Below are 14,327 nucleotides of genomic sequence, written 5' to 3' on the forward strand. Positions count from 1 at the left end.
TCTCGGCAAGGGCGGGCCAAGCCCTAATCTGCTCAGGTGACGACTACCGCCGAGGTCTCGGGCTCTCGACTGGGCCGACTGCTCCGCAGCACCGCGGGCATCGCGATCGCGATGGCCGTGATGAACGTCGGCACCTACGCCTTCCAGATGGTGGCCGCCCGCATGCTCGGCCCGAGTCAGTACGGCGCCGTCGCCAGCATGATGGCGCTGCTGATGGTGCTGTCGGTGGTCCAGCTCGGCCTGCAGGCCACCGCGGCACGCCGGATCTCCGCGGAGCCCGACGACGTCGGCGCGATCGAGCACACGGTGCTGCTCACGACGTGGCGCGCGGCCGGCATCCTCGGCGTGCTGGCCGTGGCTGCGTCCCCCGCGGCCTGGCACCTGCTGCGCCTCGACGGCCTGTGGCCAGCCATCCTGCTCGGCCTCTGCGTCATCCCGGTCACCGTGATGGGAGGACAGGCCGGCGTGCTCCAGGGCGAGCGCCGCTGGCTCCCGCTGAGCCTGGTGTACCTCTGCGCCGGCGTACCTCGCTTCGTCCTCGGTGGCGCCTTCATGCTGGTGTCCCCCACCGAGACCAGCGCGATGCTCGGTGTCCTGGTGGCGTCGTGGGTCCCCGTCGCGGTCGGGTCCTGGGCGCTGCGGCACCGCCCCGACGACGACATCGACCACCACGACACCCACGTACGACGCGACGTGCTGCGGGAGACGCTCGGCAGCTCGGTCGCGCTGCTGGCCTTCGTGGCCCTCTCCAACCTCGACGTGGTGGTCGCCCGCAGCATGCTCGACGAGCACGATGCAGGCCTGTACGCCGGCGGCCTGATCGTGACCAAGGCCGTGCTCTTCCTGCCCCAGTTCGCGGTGGTGATCCTGTTCCCGTCGATGTCGACCGCGCACGAGAGCCGCGGCGCGGTGCTCAAGGGACTCGCGTTCCTGACCGGCCTGGGCGCGGCGGGCGCCGTGGCGACCTACCTGCTCTCGAGCCTGGCCCTGGTCTTCATCGGCGGCGACGACTACGCCGCCGTGCAGGACAAGCTGTGGCTCTTCGCCGTCCTCGGCGGACTGCTCTCGGTGCTCCAGCTGCTGGTCTACGCCGGCCTCGCCAAGCGTGGGCGCGCGACGAAGTACCTCATCGCCGCTGGCGTCGCCGCCCTCGTCGGGTTCGGTTCGACCGCCGACAGCGTCACCGCGCTGGCCGTCACCGTCGCTGTCGTCGACGCGTCCGTGGTCGCCCTGCTCGCAGTGCTCCAGGTGTTCCGGCACAAGCGCGAGGCAGCGCCAAGCAATTAGTGCGCGGCTTCGTGCCAGGAACGTCCCGTACCGACGGACACGTCCAGCGGGACGGTGAGCTCGGCCGCGCCGCCCATCTGCGCGCGGACCAGCGCGTCCAGGGTCTCGCGCTCCCCCTCCGCGACCTCGAACACGAGCTCGTCGTGGACCTGCAGCAGCATCCGTGACTTCAGTCCGGCATCGGCGATGGCCTGCTGGGTGCGCAGCATCGCCACCTTGATCAGGTCGGCCGCCGAGCCCTGGATCGGGGCGTTGAGGGCCATCCGCTCGGCGGACTCCCGCCGCATCCGGTTGTCGCTGGTCAGGTCCGGGAGGAAGCGCCGACGCCCCATGATCGTCTCGGTGAAACCGGTACGCCGAGCCTCCTCGACCACGCCCGCGAGGTAGTCGCGGATGCCACCGAAGGTCTCGAAGTAGTCGTCCATCAGGCCACGGGCCTCACCCGGCTCGATGCCCAGCTGTTGCGACAGCCCGAAGGCCGACAGCCCGTAGGCCAGGCCATAGTTCATCGCCTTGATCTTCGCGCGCATCTCGGGCGTGACGGCCTCGGGCGCGACCTCGAAGACACGTGAGGCCGTCGCAGCGTGGAAGTCATGGCCGGAGCGGAAGGCCTCGATCAGCAGCGCGTCCTCGGAGAGGTCGGCCATGATCCGCATCTCGATCTGGCTGTAGTCGGCAGTCATCAGGCACTCGTAGCCGGTGCCGACGACGAAGCCCTCGCGGATCCGGCGACCCTCCTCGGTGCGGACCGGGATGTTCTGCAGGTTCGGCTCGGTGCTGGACAGCCGGCCGGTGGCGGCGATCGTCTGGTGGAAGGTGGTGTGGATGCGCCCGTCGGGCTGGACGGTCTTGAGCAGCCCCTCGATCGTCTGGCGCAGCCGGATCACCTCGCGGTGGCGCAGCAGGTGCAGCAGGAACGGGTGCGGGTTGGTGACCGCCAGCTTCTGCAGGGCATCGGCGTCGGTGGTGTAGCCCGTCTTGGTGCGCTTGGTCTTCGGCATCGCGAGCTGGTCGAAGAGGACCTCCTGCAGCTGCTTGGGCGAGCCGAGATTGATCTCGCGGCCGATGACGGCGTACGCCTCCTCGGCCTCCTTGCGGACCTCTTCGGCGAAGTGCTGCTCGAGGCCTTCGAGCTGCTCGATGTCGACCGCGATACCGGTCTGCTCCATCGCGGCGAGCACAGCCACCAGCGGCATCTCCACCTCGGTGAGCAGCCGCTCTCCCCCGGCTCGCTCGACCTCGTCGGCCAGCTCGGCCGACAGGTCGAGGGCGGCGCGGGCGTGGACCATCGCGCTGCGCGCCACTCCGCCCTGGCCGGACTCCTCCTCGAAGAGGACCCCCTGGTCGGCGTCGGTGCTCTGCTCGAGCTCGCGGTGGAGGTAGCGCAGGGTCAGGTCGGCCAGGTCGTAGGAACGCTGGTCGGGGGCGACGAGGTACGCCGCCAGCGCGGTGTCCTCGGCCACCCCGGCCAGCTGCCAGCCCTGCGCCGCCAGTGCAAGGCCCTGCCCCTTGGCGTCGTGGAGCACCTTCGGGCGAGCAGTGTCGGCGAGCCACGCCGCGACCGCCGCGTCATCAGCCGGCGTCAGCGCCTCGACGTCGACGTACGCCGCGCGGCCGTCGGCGAGCGCGAGTCCGAGCCCGTCGGCGCGGCCGGTGCCGCTGCCCCACGACCCGCGGACGTGCAGCCCCACGGTCTCCCCGGCCGCCGCATCCAGCCAGCCGGCGACCGCGTCGGGAGCGAGGGTCCCGCCGTCGAGCTCGACACCCGGCTCGACGACGACGTCCTCGGCCGGCGCGACCACGTCGAGGATCCGGGTCCGCAGCTCGCCCCGGATCTCGAGCTCGTCGAGGAGTGCCAGTGCTGCCGTGCGGTCCCACTCCTTGCGGACCAGGTCGTCGGTGGTGACTCCGAGGTCCAGGTCACGCACGAGCGCGTTGAGGCTGCGGTTGCGGATGACGTCACCGATGTGTTCGCGGAACGCCTCGCCCTTCTTGCCCGTGATCTTGTCGGCCTCGGCGATCACGTTGTCGAGGCCGTCGTAGGTGTTGATCCACTTGGCGGCGAAACCCGCACCGACACCGGGCACGCCGGGCAGGTTGTCGGAGACCTCGCCGACGATCGCGGCCAGCTCGGGGTAGCGGTGCGGAGGGACGCCGTACTTGGCCTCGACTGCGGCCGGTGTCATCCGGGCCAGGTCGGACACGCCACGCATCGGGTAGAGCACCGTCGACCGGTCGGTCACCAGCTGCAGCGAGTCGCGGTCGCCGGTCAGGATCAGGACGTCGAGGTCGCTGTCGGCCAGGGTCTGGGTGACCAGGGTGGCGATCAGGTCGTCGGCCTCGAAACCGTCGAGCTTGAGGAACGGGATCGAGAACGTCGTCAGCATCTGCTCGATCAGCGAGAGCTGGCTGCGGAACTCGTCGGGCGTCTTGTTGCGCTTGGCCTTGTACTCGGAGTACTGCTCCAGCCGGAACGTCTGGCGGGAGACGTCGAACGCCACCGCCACGTGGGTCGGCTGCTCGTCGCGCAACACGTTGACCAGCATCGAGGTGAACCCGTAGACGGCATTGGTGTGCTGTCCGGTGGCGGTCGAGAAGTTCTCCACCGGCAGCGCGAAGAATGCGCGGTAGGCCAGCGAGTGGCCGTCGAGGAGGAGCAGGCGCGGACGACGCTGGGGGCTGGTCTCTGGCACCCGGCGACTCTACCGAGGTCGACCGACAGGCCGACCGACAGGCAGCGCCACCGCCGCCCTCGATATCGTCGGGCCATGACGAGCAACGAGGAGATCGCCGCATTCATGCGCGAGAACATGGGCGCGCTCAACCTGCGCATGGGCGTCGAGCTCGTGGAGACCAGTCCCGAACGGGTCGTCGGCACCATGCCCGTCGAGGGCAACACCCAGCCCTACGGCCTGCTCCACGGCGGCGCCTCGGTGGTGCTCGCCGAGACCCTCGGGTCGGTCGCCGCGGCGCTCAACGCCGGGGAGGGCCGCTTCGCGGTCGGTACGGACATCAACGCCACCCACCACCGCTCGGCCCGTCAGGGCCTGGTCACCGGCGTCGCCACCCCGCTGCACCTGGGCCGGACCATGTCGAGCTTCGAGATCGTGATCACCGACGAGGACGGCAAGCGGGTGTGCACCTCCCGGATCACCTGCGCGCTGCTCGCACGCGACCCGTCGTAGCACGCTGGTCGGGCTTGTCGAGACCCGTCAGCCCTGTTCGGTTCCGGCGACGGCGAGCCGCTCGGCCCGTGACCGGCGCATCGAGCGTCGTGCCGCCAGGACCTTGCTGCGTCCCTCGATTCCGGGCTGCACCCGCTGGGGCGACAACCGGGCACGCAGGACGGCAGCGGGAGCGATCCGGTACATCGCGGCCGGCGCCAGGCCGAGCCGGGCCATGAACCGGTTGTCGTCGCGCGAGGCGTGGGGCACGGCCGCCACGACGTGCAGGATGCCGTTCTCCTCCGCGAACGCGGTGGCTGCCTCCATCAACGCGTGACCGACACCCTGCCCGCTGAACTGCTCGAGCACCCGCGGCTGGATCGCCTGGACGCACGGCTCGAGGTTGAGCGGCGTCAGCGTCGTCATCCGCAGGTGTACGGCGCCCGCGAGGTGCCCGTCGTACTCGACGACCACGACGCGGTGCTCGGGCGAGACCAGGCAGTTCTTGATGATCTGCTCGACGTCGGCCACCTGCTCGGAGCGGTCGGCCCGGCGCACGACGTCGCTCCAGAGCTCGGCCAGCACCGGGGCATCCTCCGGGGTGGCACATCGTGTCGTCAGCGAATAACGGCTCACGTGTGGCTCCTGCCTTCCTCACCCCAAGACGGGAACCGCGCGGCGTCGTGCGGTCCGGAGGGAAGACTACGCCTCTCCGAATCCACCCAACAAGGCGTCGGGTCACGATCATGGAACAACCGTGTTGCGGAACGCTCGCGGTCCTCGTGCCGGCTTGGGTAAAGGCCTACAGTGCGGCACATGCACAAGTCACGACTCTCTGCCCTGGCCCTGACGGCCGTCGCCGCACTCGCGCTCGGCGCCTGCGGCTCCGACGACAGCGGCAAGACCGACTCCGGCGCCGACGTGGTCAAGGCCGGCACCCTCACCGTGTGCTCCGACGTCCCGTACCCGCCCTTCGAGGACTTCGACACCTCCAGCGACAGCGGCTTCAAGGGCTTCGACGTCGACATCGTCAACGAGATCGCTGACCGACTCGACCTCGAGCTGAGCATCAAGGACTCGGGCTTCGACGCCCTGCAGAGCGGCCAGGCCCTCAACGCGAAGACCTGCGACCTCGCCGCGTCCGCCATGACGATCACCGACGACCGCAAGAAGAACCTCGACTTCAGCGACGGCTACTACGTCTCGAAGCAATCCCTCCTGGTTCCCTCCGGAAGTGGCATCAAGGGCATCGGCGACCTCGACGGCGTCAAGGTGGGCGTGCAGCAGGGCACCACCGGCAAGACGTACACCGAGGAGAACGCCAAGGGCGCCAAGGTCGTGACCTTCCCGAGCGACGCCGAGATGTTCCAGGCCATCAAGGCCGGTCAGGTCAAGGCGCTGCTGCAGGACCTGCCGGTGAACCTCGACCACGCCAAGGGCGGCGAGTACGAGGTCGTCGAGACCTACGAGACCGACGAGAACTACGGCTTCGCCATCAAGAAGGGCAACACCCAGCTCGTCGAGGACGTCAACGAGGCCCTCGACGAGATGCGCACCGACGGCACCTACGACGAGATCTACAACAAGTACTTCGAGGTCGAGTGATGACGCCGGCTCCGGCCGGGTGTGCGTGAGGTGGCGGCCTTGAAGCGGACCACCAGGACGCGGCTGTGGCGCTACGGCACCAACGTCGCCATCATCCTCGTCCTGGTGGCGCTCGGGATCGCCGCCGACTGGGGCGTGATCGAGCAGAACTTCTGGAACCCGCTCGGCGTCGCGCTGTCGGACGGCAACTGGGGCGACCTGATCACCATCGGCGCCGTCAACACGGTCAAGTACACCGCCATCGCGTTCGCCGGTGGTCTGGCGCTCGCCGTCGTGCTCGCCCTGATGCGGATGTCACCGATCGCGACCCTGAACTGGATCGCGACGGTGTACGTCGAGTTCTTCCGCGGGCTCCCGGCGCTGATCGTGATCCTGTTCATGGGGTTCGGCGTGCCGATCGCCTTCCAGTGGTACCCACCGGGCGGCCTGGTCGGCGCGGGGCTGCTCGCCCTGATCATGGTCGCTGGCGCCTACATGGCCGAGACGCTGCGCGCCGGCATCCAGGCGGTCCCCAAGGGTCAGACCGAGGCGGCCCGATCCCTGGGCATGGGACCGATGTCCACGATGTTCAAGGTGGTGCTCCCCCAGGCCTTCCGGGTGGTGATCCCGCCGCTGACCAACGAGTTCGTGCTGCTCATCAAGGACACCGCACTCCTGTCGGTCATCGGTGCCGAGTTCAACGGCCGCGAGCTCACCACCGTGGCGCGCGACTTCCAGTCCTCCGGCCCGTCCTCCGGGACGGCCACCAGCCTGATCCAGGCGGCGCTGCTGTACCTGGTCATCACCATCCCGCTCACCCAGCTCGTGGCCTGGCTGGAACGCCGGCAGAGGAAGGCGACACGATGACCCACTCTGCGACACCCGAGCTGTTGCCGGAGTTCGCGGTACCCGCGATCGACGTACGCGGGCTGCACAAGTACTTCGGACCGAACGAGGTTCTCAAGGGCATCGACTTCCACGTCGATCCCGGTCAGGTGGTGTGCGTCATAGGCCCGTCGGGCTCGGGCAAGTCCACCCTGCTGCGCTGCGTGAACCGGCTCGAGGAGCCGACCTCGGGCGAGATCCTCATCGAGGGCATCGACATCTGCGATCCCGAGGTGGACGTCGACGACGTCCGGTCCCGGATCGGCATGGTGTTCCAGCAGTTCAACCTGTTCCCGCACCTGTCCGTGCTGAGGAACCTCACCCTCGCCCAGCGGACCGTTCGCGGCCGCGGCAAGGCGGAGGCCGTGGAGATCGCGCGCCAGAACCTTGCCAAGGTCGGCCTGTCCGAGAAGGAGTCCGCCTACCCGGCGCACCTCTCCGGCGGACAGCAGCAGCGCGTCGCCATCGCGCGGGCGCTGTCGATGAACCCCGACATGATGCTCTTCGACGAGCCCACCAGCGCGCTCGACCCGGAGCTCGTCGGCGACGTGCTGGCCGTGATGAAGGACCTCGCCAGCGAGGGCATGACCATGATGGTCGTGACCCACGAGATGGGTTTTGCCCGCGAGGTCGGCAACAAGCTCGTCTTCATGGACGGCGGCGTCGTCGTCGAGGAAGGCCTGCCTGCCGACGTACTGTCGGAGCCGCAGCACGAGCGGACGCAGGCCTTCCTCTCGAAGGTGCTCTAGAGGTCTCCGCCGAGGTAGGCGGCCTTGACGGCCGGGTCCCCGGCCAGCTCCTTGCCGGTGCCCGTGCGAACGATCGAGCCCGTCTCGAGGATGTGGGCGTCGTGCGAGCGCTTGAGCGCCTGCGCGGCGTTCTGCTCGACCAGGAGCACCGTGGTGCCCTGCTGGTTGATCTCGGTGATGATCGAGAAGATCTGCTGGATGAGCTTGGGCGCCAGGCCCATCGACGGCTCGTCGAGCAGCAGCAGGCGCGGGCGCGACATCAGGGCCCGCCCCATGGCCAGCATCTGCTGCTCGCCGCCCGACATGGTGCCGGCGATCTGGTCGATCCGCTCGTCCAGGCGAGGGAAGAGCCCCAGCACCCGGTCGAGGTCCTCGCGATAGGCCGCGGTCTTGCGGTCCTTGCGCGTGAACGCACCCATCTCGAGGTTCTCGCGAACGGTCATGCCGATGAAGCAGCGGCGCCCTTCCGGCGACTGGCTGATCCCGAGCTTGACCCGGTTGTACGGCTCGATCGAGGTGATGTCCTTGCCCTCGAACTTGATGGATCCGGCCCGCACCTTCCGCAACCCCGACACCGTCTTCAGGGTCGTGGTCTTCCCGGCACCGTTGGCGCCGATCAGGGTGGTGACGGTGCCTTCCGGCACGCCGAAACTGATGTCACGGATTGCCTCGATGTGCCCGTAGTTGACACAGAGGCCTTCGACCTCAAGAAGCATCTTCTTCGTCCACTCCCAGATAGGCGGCGATGACCGCCGGGTTGTCACGAATGTCGGACGGGCTGCCCTCGGCGATCTTGCGACCGAACTCCAGCACCACGATCCGGTCGGTCACTCCCATGACCAACCGCATGTCGTGTTCGATCAGCAGCACCGTGAATCCCTGGTCGCGCACCTTGCGGATCAGGTCCATCAGCTCGACCTTCTCCGCCGGGTTGAAGCCCGCCGCTGGCTCGTCGAGGCAGATCAGCTTCGGTCCGGTGGCCATTGCCCGCGCGATCTCCAGGCGACGCTGATCGCCGTAGGACAGGTTCGCGGCGAGCTCGTCGGCCTTGCGGTGGATGCCCATGAAGCGGAGCAGCTCCATCGCGCGGTCGTGGCCCTGCTTCTCCTCCCGCCGGTGCTTGGGCAACCGGAACAGGGCGGTGAGCATGCCCGTGCTGTGTTGGGCATCGGCCCCCACGAGCACGTTCTCGAGCGCCGTCATCGTCGGGAACAGCCGGATGTTCTGGAAGGTGCGCGCAATCCCCTGCTTGGTGATCTGGTGCTTCTTCATCCCGACGATCGACTTGCCCTGGAACAGGATGTCGCCGCTCGTGGGTCCGTAGACACCGGTGATCGCGTTGAAGCAGGTCGTCTTGCCTGCACCGTTCGGGCCGATCAGCCCGAGGATCTCGCCCTCGTTGATGTGGAGCGAGACGTCGTCGAGCGCGGTGAGACCACCGAACTTCAATGTGAGGCTCTGGACATCCAGGATGCGTTCAGACACGGGCTGCCTCCTCTCCCTCGTCGGTGCCTTGTTCGAGCTCGTCGAGCTCCTGCTCGAGCTGCTTTGCCCGCACCGTCCGCCTCGGTGGGATCAACCCCTCGGGACGCAGCGTGGCGAGCAGCACCAGCGCCGCACCGAACGCGAGAACCCGGAAGTCGTCGAACTCGCGGAATCGTTGCGGCAGGTAGGCAACCAGGATGGCGCCCAGCAGCACGCCCCAACGGTTCCCCTGGCCTCCGACGACCACGGCCGCCAGGAACAGGATCGAGTAGAGGAGCAGGAACGACAGCGGGTTGATGAACCCCTGGCGACTTGCGTACAACCCGCCGGCCAGACCACCGACGAACGCGCCGGTGGAGAAGGCCAGCAGCTTGAACTTGAACGTCGGGACGCCCATCAGCTCGGCGGCGTCCTCGTCCTCGCGCGTCGCCTCCCAAGCACGGCCGACCCGGCTGCTCTTGATGAGGATGTCCGCGATCAGCACGATGATGACCGCAGTCAGGCCCATCCAGTAGTACGGCACCTGGTCGATGTAGCCGAAGACCAGGAACTTCGTCGGGTGCTCGGTGTCGACGAGGACCGTGCCATTGCCCCAGAGCAGGTGCGGGATCTCGAACAGGCCGCTCTTCTCGTCACCGATGTTCGGCGGCTTGGCGATGTTCTTGATGCCGCGTGCGTCGCCGAGCCATTCGAGGTTGACCGCGGTGAGACGGATGATCTCTCCGAACCCCAGCGTCACGATGGCCAGGTAGTCACCGCGCACGCGCAGGGTGGGCGCCCCGAGGATGACGCCCGACACCATGGCCGCCACCACCGCGACCGGAATCGCGAGCAGCAGGGGCCAATTGGCGTGGAAGGACGTCAGGATGCCGACGGTGTAGGCGCCGATGGCGTAGAAACCGACGTACCCGAGGTCGAGCAGGCCGGCATAACCGACCACGATGTTGAGGCCCAGCGCCACCAGGCAGTAGATCGTGACCGTGAAGAGCACTCCCCCGAAGTCAACACCGGGAGTGGAGATGATCGGCAGCTCGAGCAGCGGCAGTGCGTAGGCGAAGAGCGCCAGGAGGATCCACAGCAGGATCCGCACGGGCTTCGGGAGCCCGGTCAGCTTGTCCCTGAAACCAAGGTTCTTCATGCTCGTGCCTTTCCGAGCGACTCGCCCAGGAGGCCGGTGGGCCGGACGAGGAGGATGAGGACCAGCAGGACGAACGCGATGACGTCGCGCCACTCGCCACCGAACAGCGCCTGGCCCCAGTTCTCCGCGACACCGAGCACCAGGCCGCCGAGCAGCGCTCCACGCAGGTTTCCGATGCCGCCGAGCACGGCGGCCGTGAATGCCTTGACGCCGAGCAGGAAGCCGACGTCGTACTTGGTCGTGTCGATCTTGAGCATGTAGAGGAACGCCGCCACACCAGCCATCAGACCGCCGATGAGGAAGGTGACCTGGATGGTCCGGGTCGGGTTGACGCCCATCAACGACGCGGTTTCGGGATCCTGCGCGGTGGCGCGAATGCCCTTGCCGAGGCGGGACCTGCGCACGAACTGGTCGAGCAGGACCATCATGCCGATGGCTGCGACGATCACGATGATGTCGATGCTGGAGATGGCGACACCCGCGACGTCGAAGCGTGGCTTCTCGAGGGTGCCGGCCATGCTGTTGTTGATGCGGGCCTTGCCGACGTACTCGCTCAGGTCGTCCTCCAGGCCGAACCAGCCAGCGATCCGGTCGCGCAGGCCCATCAGCTCGGCGAGGACGAACGAGGCGCCGATCGCCGAGATCAGCGCGATCAGGCGCGGTGCGTCCCGCTCGATCAGGCGGCGGTAGGCCACCCGCTCGAGGGCGAGCGCGATGAGTGCGGACAACGCCATCGAGGCGAACAGCGCCACGATCAGGATCGCGATCAGCTTGATGCCGTTCGCATCAGCCGCGTTGAGGGCGATGACCGTCCACAGCGTCGCGAACGTCCCGTACATGAACACTTCGGAGTGAGCGAAGTTGATGAGTTGGAGAACGCCGTAGACCATCGTGTAGCCGAGCGCGATCAGCGCATAGATGGCTCCGAACGCGAGCCCGGTGATGGTGAGCTCGGGAAGGTTGTTGAAGAAGAATTCGAAGTTCACCCAGGCCTCCTGGCCCCTGGTTGTGGACAGCGAGGCGGTCGGGGACTCGAGTCCCCGACCGCCGCACTGTCATGGTTGTGAAACGGTTCAGCCTGCGATCACTTGATCTCGCCCTCGGGCACGATCGCCCCGCCCTTGACCGTGTACGCGTACACGTGGACGTCGGCCGGCTCACCGGTCTTGTCGAACTTCAACTGCTTGGTGATGCCCTTCTCGTCGTAGTCGTTGACGAAGGCGAGCAGGTCCTCGCGGTTGTCGATGCCCGACTCGATGCCGTCGAGGAAGACGTTCGCGGCGTCGTACGCCTCGGCGGCGTAGGTGCCGGGCGCCTCGCTGAACTCCTTCTCGTAGTCAGCAGCGAACGTGGCCACGGCCGGGTCGGTGTCCGGGATGCACGGGCAGGTGATGATGGTGCCCTCGGCGGCGTCCTTCGCGTCCAGGAACGCCGGGTCCTTCACGCCGTCGGCGACGACGAACTTGCCTTCGTAGCCGCCGTCGCGGAGCTGACCGATGAGGATGGTCGCCTCGGCGTAGTAGCCACCGAAGAACACGGCGTCCGGCTTCTTGTCGTTGACCTTGGTGACGGTCGTGGAGAAGTCGGTCTGTCCGGTCTGGATGGTGTCGGTGCCCGTGACCGCGCCAGCAAGGTCCTTCTCGACGATGCCGGCCAGGCCGGCGCCGTACTCGGAGGCGTCATCGATGACGAAGACCGAAGCGGCCTTCAGCGTGTCCTTGATGTACTTGGCGGCGGCGGGACCCTGGGTCGCGTCGTTGCCGAGGGCACGGTGGAAGGTGTCCCAGCCGTTGGTGGACAGCCCGGGGTTGGTGCCCGACGGGGTGATCGTCGGAACGCCTGCCTCGGCGAAGATCGGGCCGGCTGCGGCCCCCTCACCGGAGAAGGCCGGGCCCACGACACCGACGATGGACTCGTCGCCCGCAACCTCGGTCGCCAGGGACGGAGCCTCGTCAGGGCTGCCCTGCGAGTCGTACTTGACCATCTCGACGTCGCAGTCGGCGTCGTCGTTGTACTGGTCGACGGCCAGCTGCATGCCCTGGATGATCGGCTTGCCGAGGCCTGCCGCAGCGCCCGTCTCCGGGCCGAAGAAGGCAAGCTTGAGGTCACACGCTGCGTCGCTGCCGCCGTCGCCGTCCTCAGTGGTCCCACATGCCGTCAGTGAAAGGCCGAGGGTCAGTACAACCGCACCGAGCCCGACTACCTTGTTACGCCTCAAGACAATCCCGCTTCCTATGTCGTTCCAGCGCGCAGCGGTCGCCGCACACGGAGGACGTGTCCTGCCGCGGGAACCTACACCCGCATCCGGGTGGGCGGAAGCAACTCGGCGGCTCTGAGGTCGAATCCTGACGAATCTGTTACCTGAGAGCCGCATCACACGGATTATTTACGAAGAAGTCCCGCCCGGGACGCCGTGAGTGACAATTCCGTCGGCAACCTCGCGCATCGACATCCGCAGGTCCATCGCGGTCTTCTGGATCCACCGGAAGGCGTCACCCTCGGACAGCGAGAGCTGCTCCTGGAGGATCCCCTTGGCCCGGTCGACGGCCTTGCGGGTCTCGAGGCGCTCCTTGAGGTCGGTGACCTCGTTCTCCAGCTCGGTGATCTCGGCGAACCGGCTGACCGCCATCTCGATGGCCGGCACCAGGTCGGTCTGGGAGAACGGCTTGACGAGGTACGACATCGCACCGGCCTCGCGCGCTCTTTCGACCAGGTCGCGCTGCGAGAACGCGGTCAGCATCACGACCGGCGCGATCCGCTTGCCAGCGATCGCCTCGGCCGCCGCGATGCCGTCGAGCACCGGCATCTTCACGTCGAGGATGACCAGGTCGGGGCGGTGCTCCTCGGCCAGCTCGATCGCCCGCTGCCCGTCGCCGGCCTGGCCCACGACGTCGTACCCCTCGTCGGCCAGCATCTCGGCGAGGTCCATCCGGATCAGGGTCTCGTCCTCGGCGATCACCACGGTGCGCGGTCGCGAGGACGAGGGCGGGGGTGTCGCGGCGGTCTCGGTCACGAGGCAAGGCTATCGGGAGCACGCCGACCGTGGAGGCCCAGTCGGCAGACCGATCGCAGGCGGGGCGATGCGACGCCGCCGCAAGGGGTCGGCTAACGTTTTGGGTGACCCAGCCGGGTTGGCGGAACGGTATACGCGATGGTCTCAAACACCATTGTCCGAAAGGGCATGTGGGTTCGAATCCCACACTCGGCACACATCTGCCCCGTGCACTGTCGGGGGTCCAGCCGATGATCGTCGCCATGGACCACGTTCGTCCTCAAGCGACCGTCGAGAGCGCACTGCGCGACTCGGATGGCGGGCTGTCAGATGCAGAGAACGCCGCAAAGCATGGAGTCGCGGTCAAGACCATCCGTCGGTGGCGCCGTGTCTACCAGCGACAAGGCCGACCTCGCGGCCAGACCCACACCGCTGTTGCCTGCCCTCGCTGCGATGACGCGAGCCTGGACTCCGAGGCGTACGCCGAACTTCTGGGGTGGTATCTCGGGGACGGACACATCTCTCGCGGTCGCGGCCGGGTGTTCAACCTCCATGTCGTCAACGATGCCAAGTACGTCGACGACAATGCCCGCTTGGCCGACCTCATGGCACGTGTGAAGCCTGGAGGTCGCCCGCACTCCCGGAGCGCCCCTGGCTGTGTCATCACCACGGCATCGTGGATTCACTGGCCGTGCCTCTTCCCGCAACACGGCCCCGGACGCAAACACGACCGACCGATCATCCTGGAGGACTGGCAGCGCACGATCGTCGAGACTCACCCGGGCCCGTTCCTGCGCGGGCTGTTCCACTCGGACGGCAGTCGCGTGAAGAACTGGGCGCGCAGGCCGGTGGCGGGAGAACCCAAGACCTACTCGTACCCGCGGTGGCAATTCGTGAACGCATCCGCGGACATTCGCGAGCTCTGTTGCTGGGCGCTCGACCTCGTCGACATCCCGTGGCGTCAGTCGAACGTCCGGGTGATCAGCGTGTCGAGGCGGGAGGCGGTTGCCCGGCTGGACGACCTGATCGGGCTGAAGTCCTGA

Annotated in this window: 14 protein-coding genes and 1 tRNA gene; 7 read left to right on the forward strand and 8 right to left on the reverse strand. The window is 67.7% G+C overall.

Annotated features, from left to right (window positions below):
* The first annotated feature begins 36 nt into the window (after positions 1 to 36).
* Positions 37 to 1,287 (forward strand): lipopolysaccharide biosynthesis protein, encoded by a 1,251-nt coding sequence (locus ASD84_RS01110; protein WP_056705878.1) that lies wholly within the window; start codon positions 37 to 39, stop codon positions 1,285 to 1,287.
* Here ASD84_RS01110 and polA read toward each other — a convergent pair.
* Positions 1,284 to 3,980: a DNA polymerase I gene (polA, locus tag ASD84_RS01115; RefSeq protein WP_056705881.1), complete on the reverse strand. Its 2,697-nt coding sequence runs from the start codon at positions 3,978 to 3,980 to the stop codon at positions 1,284 to 1,286. The two genes, ASD84_RS01110 and polA, sit on opposite strands and share 4 nt — an antisense overlap.
* Before the next feature lie 75 nt (positions 3,981 to 4,055).
* On the opposite strand from polA, the gene ASD84_RS01120 reads away from it, so the two are divergent.
* On the forward strand, positions 4,056 to 4,472 hold the full coding sequence (locus ASD84_RS01120) for a hotdog fold thioesterase (RefSeq protein ID WP_056705884.1): 417 nt from the start codon (positions 4,056 to 4,058) through the stop codon (positions 4,470 to 4,472).
* A 27-nt stretch (positions 4,473 to 4,499) separates the two neighbouring features.
* On the opposite strand, the gene ASD84_RS01125 is transcribed toward ASD84_RS01120, so the two are convergent.
* Positions 4,500 to 5,036, reverse strand: a complete 537-nt coding sequence (locus tag ASD84_RS01125; protein ID WP_235530918.1) for a GNAT family N-acetyltransferase — start codon at positions 5,034 to 5,036, stop codon at positions 4,500 to 4,502.
* Positions 5,037 to 5,267: 231 nt separating this feature from the next.
* Between ASD84_RS01125 and ASD84_RS01130 the strand changes: the two genes are divergently transcribed.
* Genes ASD84_RS01130 through ASD84_RS01140 form a run of 3 tightly spaced genes read left to right on the forward strand, consistent with a single transcriptional unit; the run spans position 5,268 to position 7,669 of the window.
* Positions 5,268 to 6,056 carry an ABC transporter substrate-binding protein gene (locus ASD84_RS01130; protein ID WP_056705886.1) on the forward strand — a complete coding sequence of 263 codons (789 nt, stop codon included), beginning with the start codon at positions 5,268 to 5,270 and terminating at the stop codon, positions 6,054 to 6,056.
* A 39-nt stretch (positions 6,057 to 6,095) separates the two neighbouring features.
* The gene (locus ASD84_RS01135; RefSeq protein WP_082573332.1) at positions 6,096 to 6,902 is read left to right on the forward strand and encodes an amino acid ABC transporter permease; all 807 of its coding nucleotides are present in this window, start codon (positions 6,096 to 6,098) and stop codon (positions 6,900 to 6,902) included.
* Positions 6,899 to 7,669, forward strand: coding sequence for an amino acid ABC transporter ATP-binding protein (locus ASD84_RS01140; protein WP_056705889.1), 771 nt, complete (start codon positions 6,899 to 6,901; stop codon positions 7,667 to 7,669). The genes ASD84_RS01135 and ASD84_RS01140 overlap by 4 nt, the downstream gene beginning before the upstream one ends.
* Here the strand turns inward: ASD84_RS01140 and ASD84_RS01145 are convergent.
* From ASD84_RS01145 to ASD84_RS01170, 6 genes are all read right to left on the reverse strand, one after another.
* Positions 7,666 to 8,385: an ABC transporter ATP-binding protein gene (locus tag ASD84_RS01145; RefSeq protein ID WP_056705893.1), complete on the reverse strand. Its 720-nt coding sequence runs from the start codon at positions 8,383 to 8,385 to the stop codon at positions 7,666 to 7,668. The genes ASD84_RS01140 and ASD84_RS01145 overlap by 4 nt on opposite strands.
* Positions 8,375 to 9,154, reverse strand: a complete 780-nt coding sequence (locus ASD84_RS01150) for an ABC transporter ATP-binding protein (protein WP_056705896.1) — start codon at positions 9,152 to 9,154, stop codon at positions 8,375 to 8,377. Before ASD84_RS01150 ends, ASD84_RS01145 begins: the two co-directional genes overlap by 11 nt.
* Entirely contained in the window at positions 9,147 to 10,292 is a 1,146-nt protein-coding gene (locus tag ASD84_RS01155; RefSeq protein WP_056705900.1) for a branched-chain amino acid ABC transporter permease, read from the reverse strand. Before ASD84_RS01155 ends, ASD84_RS01150 begins: the two co-directional genes overlap by 8 nt.
* A complete protein-coding gene (locus ASD84_RS01160; RefSeq protein ID WP_056705902.1) occupies positions 10,289 to 11,278 on the reverse strand; it encodes a branched-chain amino acid ABC transporter permease in 990 nt (329 codons plus the stop codon). The genes ASD84_RS01155 and ASD84_RS01160 overlap by 4 nt, the downstream gene beginning before the upstream one ends.
* A 98-nt stretch (positions 11,279 to 11,376) precedes the next feature.
* A complete protein-coding gene (locus tag ASD84_RS01165) occupies positions 11,377 to 12,510 on the reverse strand; it encodes a branched-chain amino acid ABC transporter substrate-binding protein (protein WP_082573085.1) in 1,134 nt (377 codons plus the stop codon).
* A 168-nt stretch (positions 12,511 to 12,678) separates the two neighbouring features.
* Complete coding sequence (locus ASD84_RS01170; protein WP_056705905.1) at positions 12,679 to 13,305, reverse strand: ANTAR domain-containing response regulator; 627 nt, start codon at positions 13,303 to 13,305, stop codon at positions 12,679 to 12,681.
* Positions 13,306 to 13,417: 112 nt separating this feature from the next.
* Between ASD84_RS01170 and ASD84_RS01175 the strand changes: the two genes are divergently transcribed.
* Together ASD84_RS01175 and ASD84_RS01180 are read left to right on the forward strand one after the other, a co-directional pair.
* Positions 13,418 to 13,500, forward strand: a tRNA-Leu gene (locus tag ASD84_RS01175).
* 35 nt (positions 13,501 to 13,535) lie between these two features.
* On the forward strand, positions 13,536 to 14,327 hold the full coding sequence (locus tag ASD84_RS01180) for a transcriptional regulator (RefSeq protein ID WP_235530919.1): 792 nt from the start codon (positions 13,536 to 13,538) through the stop codon (positions 14,325 to 14,327).

This window comes from Nocardioides sp. Root682 (genome assembly GCF_001427795.1).
GTDB lineage: Bacteria > Actinomycetota > Actinomycetes > Propionibacteriales > Nocardioidaceae > Nocardioides.

Excerpts from the sequence above, each read along its gene's own strand:
- ASD84_RS01140 (WP_056705889.1), top strand. The coding sequence starts at position 6,899 with ATGACCCACTCTGCGACACCCGAGCTGTTGCCGGAGTTCGCGGTACCC.
- ASD84_RS01180 (WP_235530919.1), top strand. The coding sequence starts at position 13,536 with ATGATCGTCGCCATGGACCACGTTCGTCCTCAAGCGACCGTCGAGAGC.
- ASD84_RS01155 (WP_056705900.1), bottom strand. The coding sequence starts at position 10,292 with ATGAAGAACCTTGGTTTCAGGGACAAGCTGACCGGGCTCCCGAAGCCC.
- ASD84_RS01120 (WP_056705884.1), top strand. The coding sequence starts at position 4,056 with ATGACGAGCAACGAGGAGATCGCCGCATTCATGCGCGAGAACATGGGC.
- ASD84_RS01145 (WP_056705893.1), bottom strand. The coding sequence starts at position 8,385 with ATGCTTCTTGAGGTCGAAGGCCTCTGTGTCAACTACGGGCACATCGAG.
- ASD84_RS01130 (WP_056705886.1), top strand. The coding sequence starts at position 5,268 with ATGCACAAGTCACGACTCTCTGCCCTGGCCCTGACGGCCGTCGCCGCA.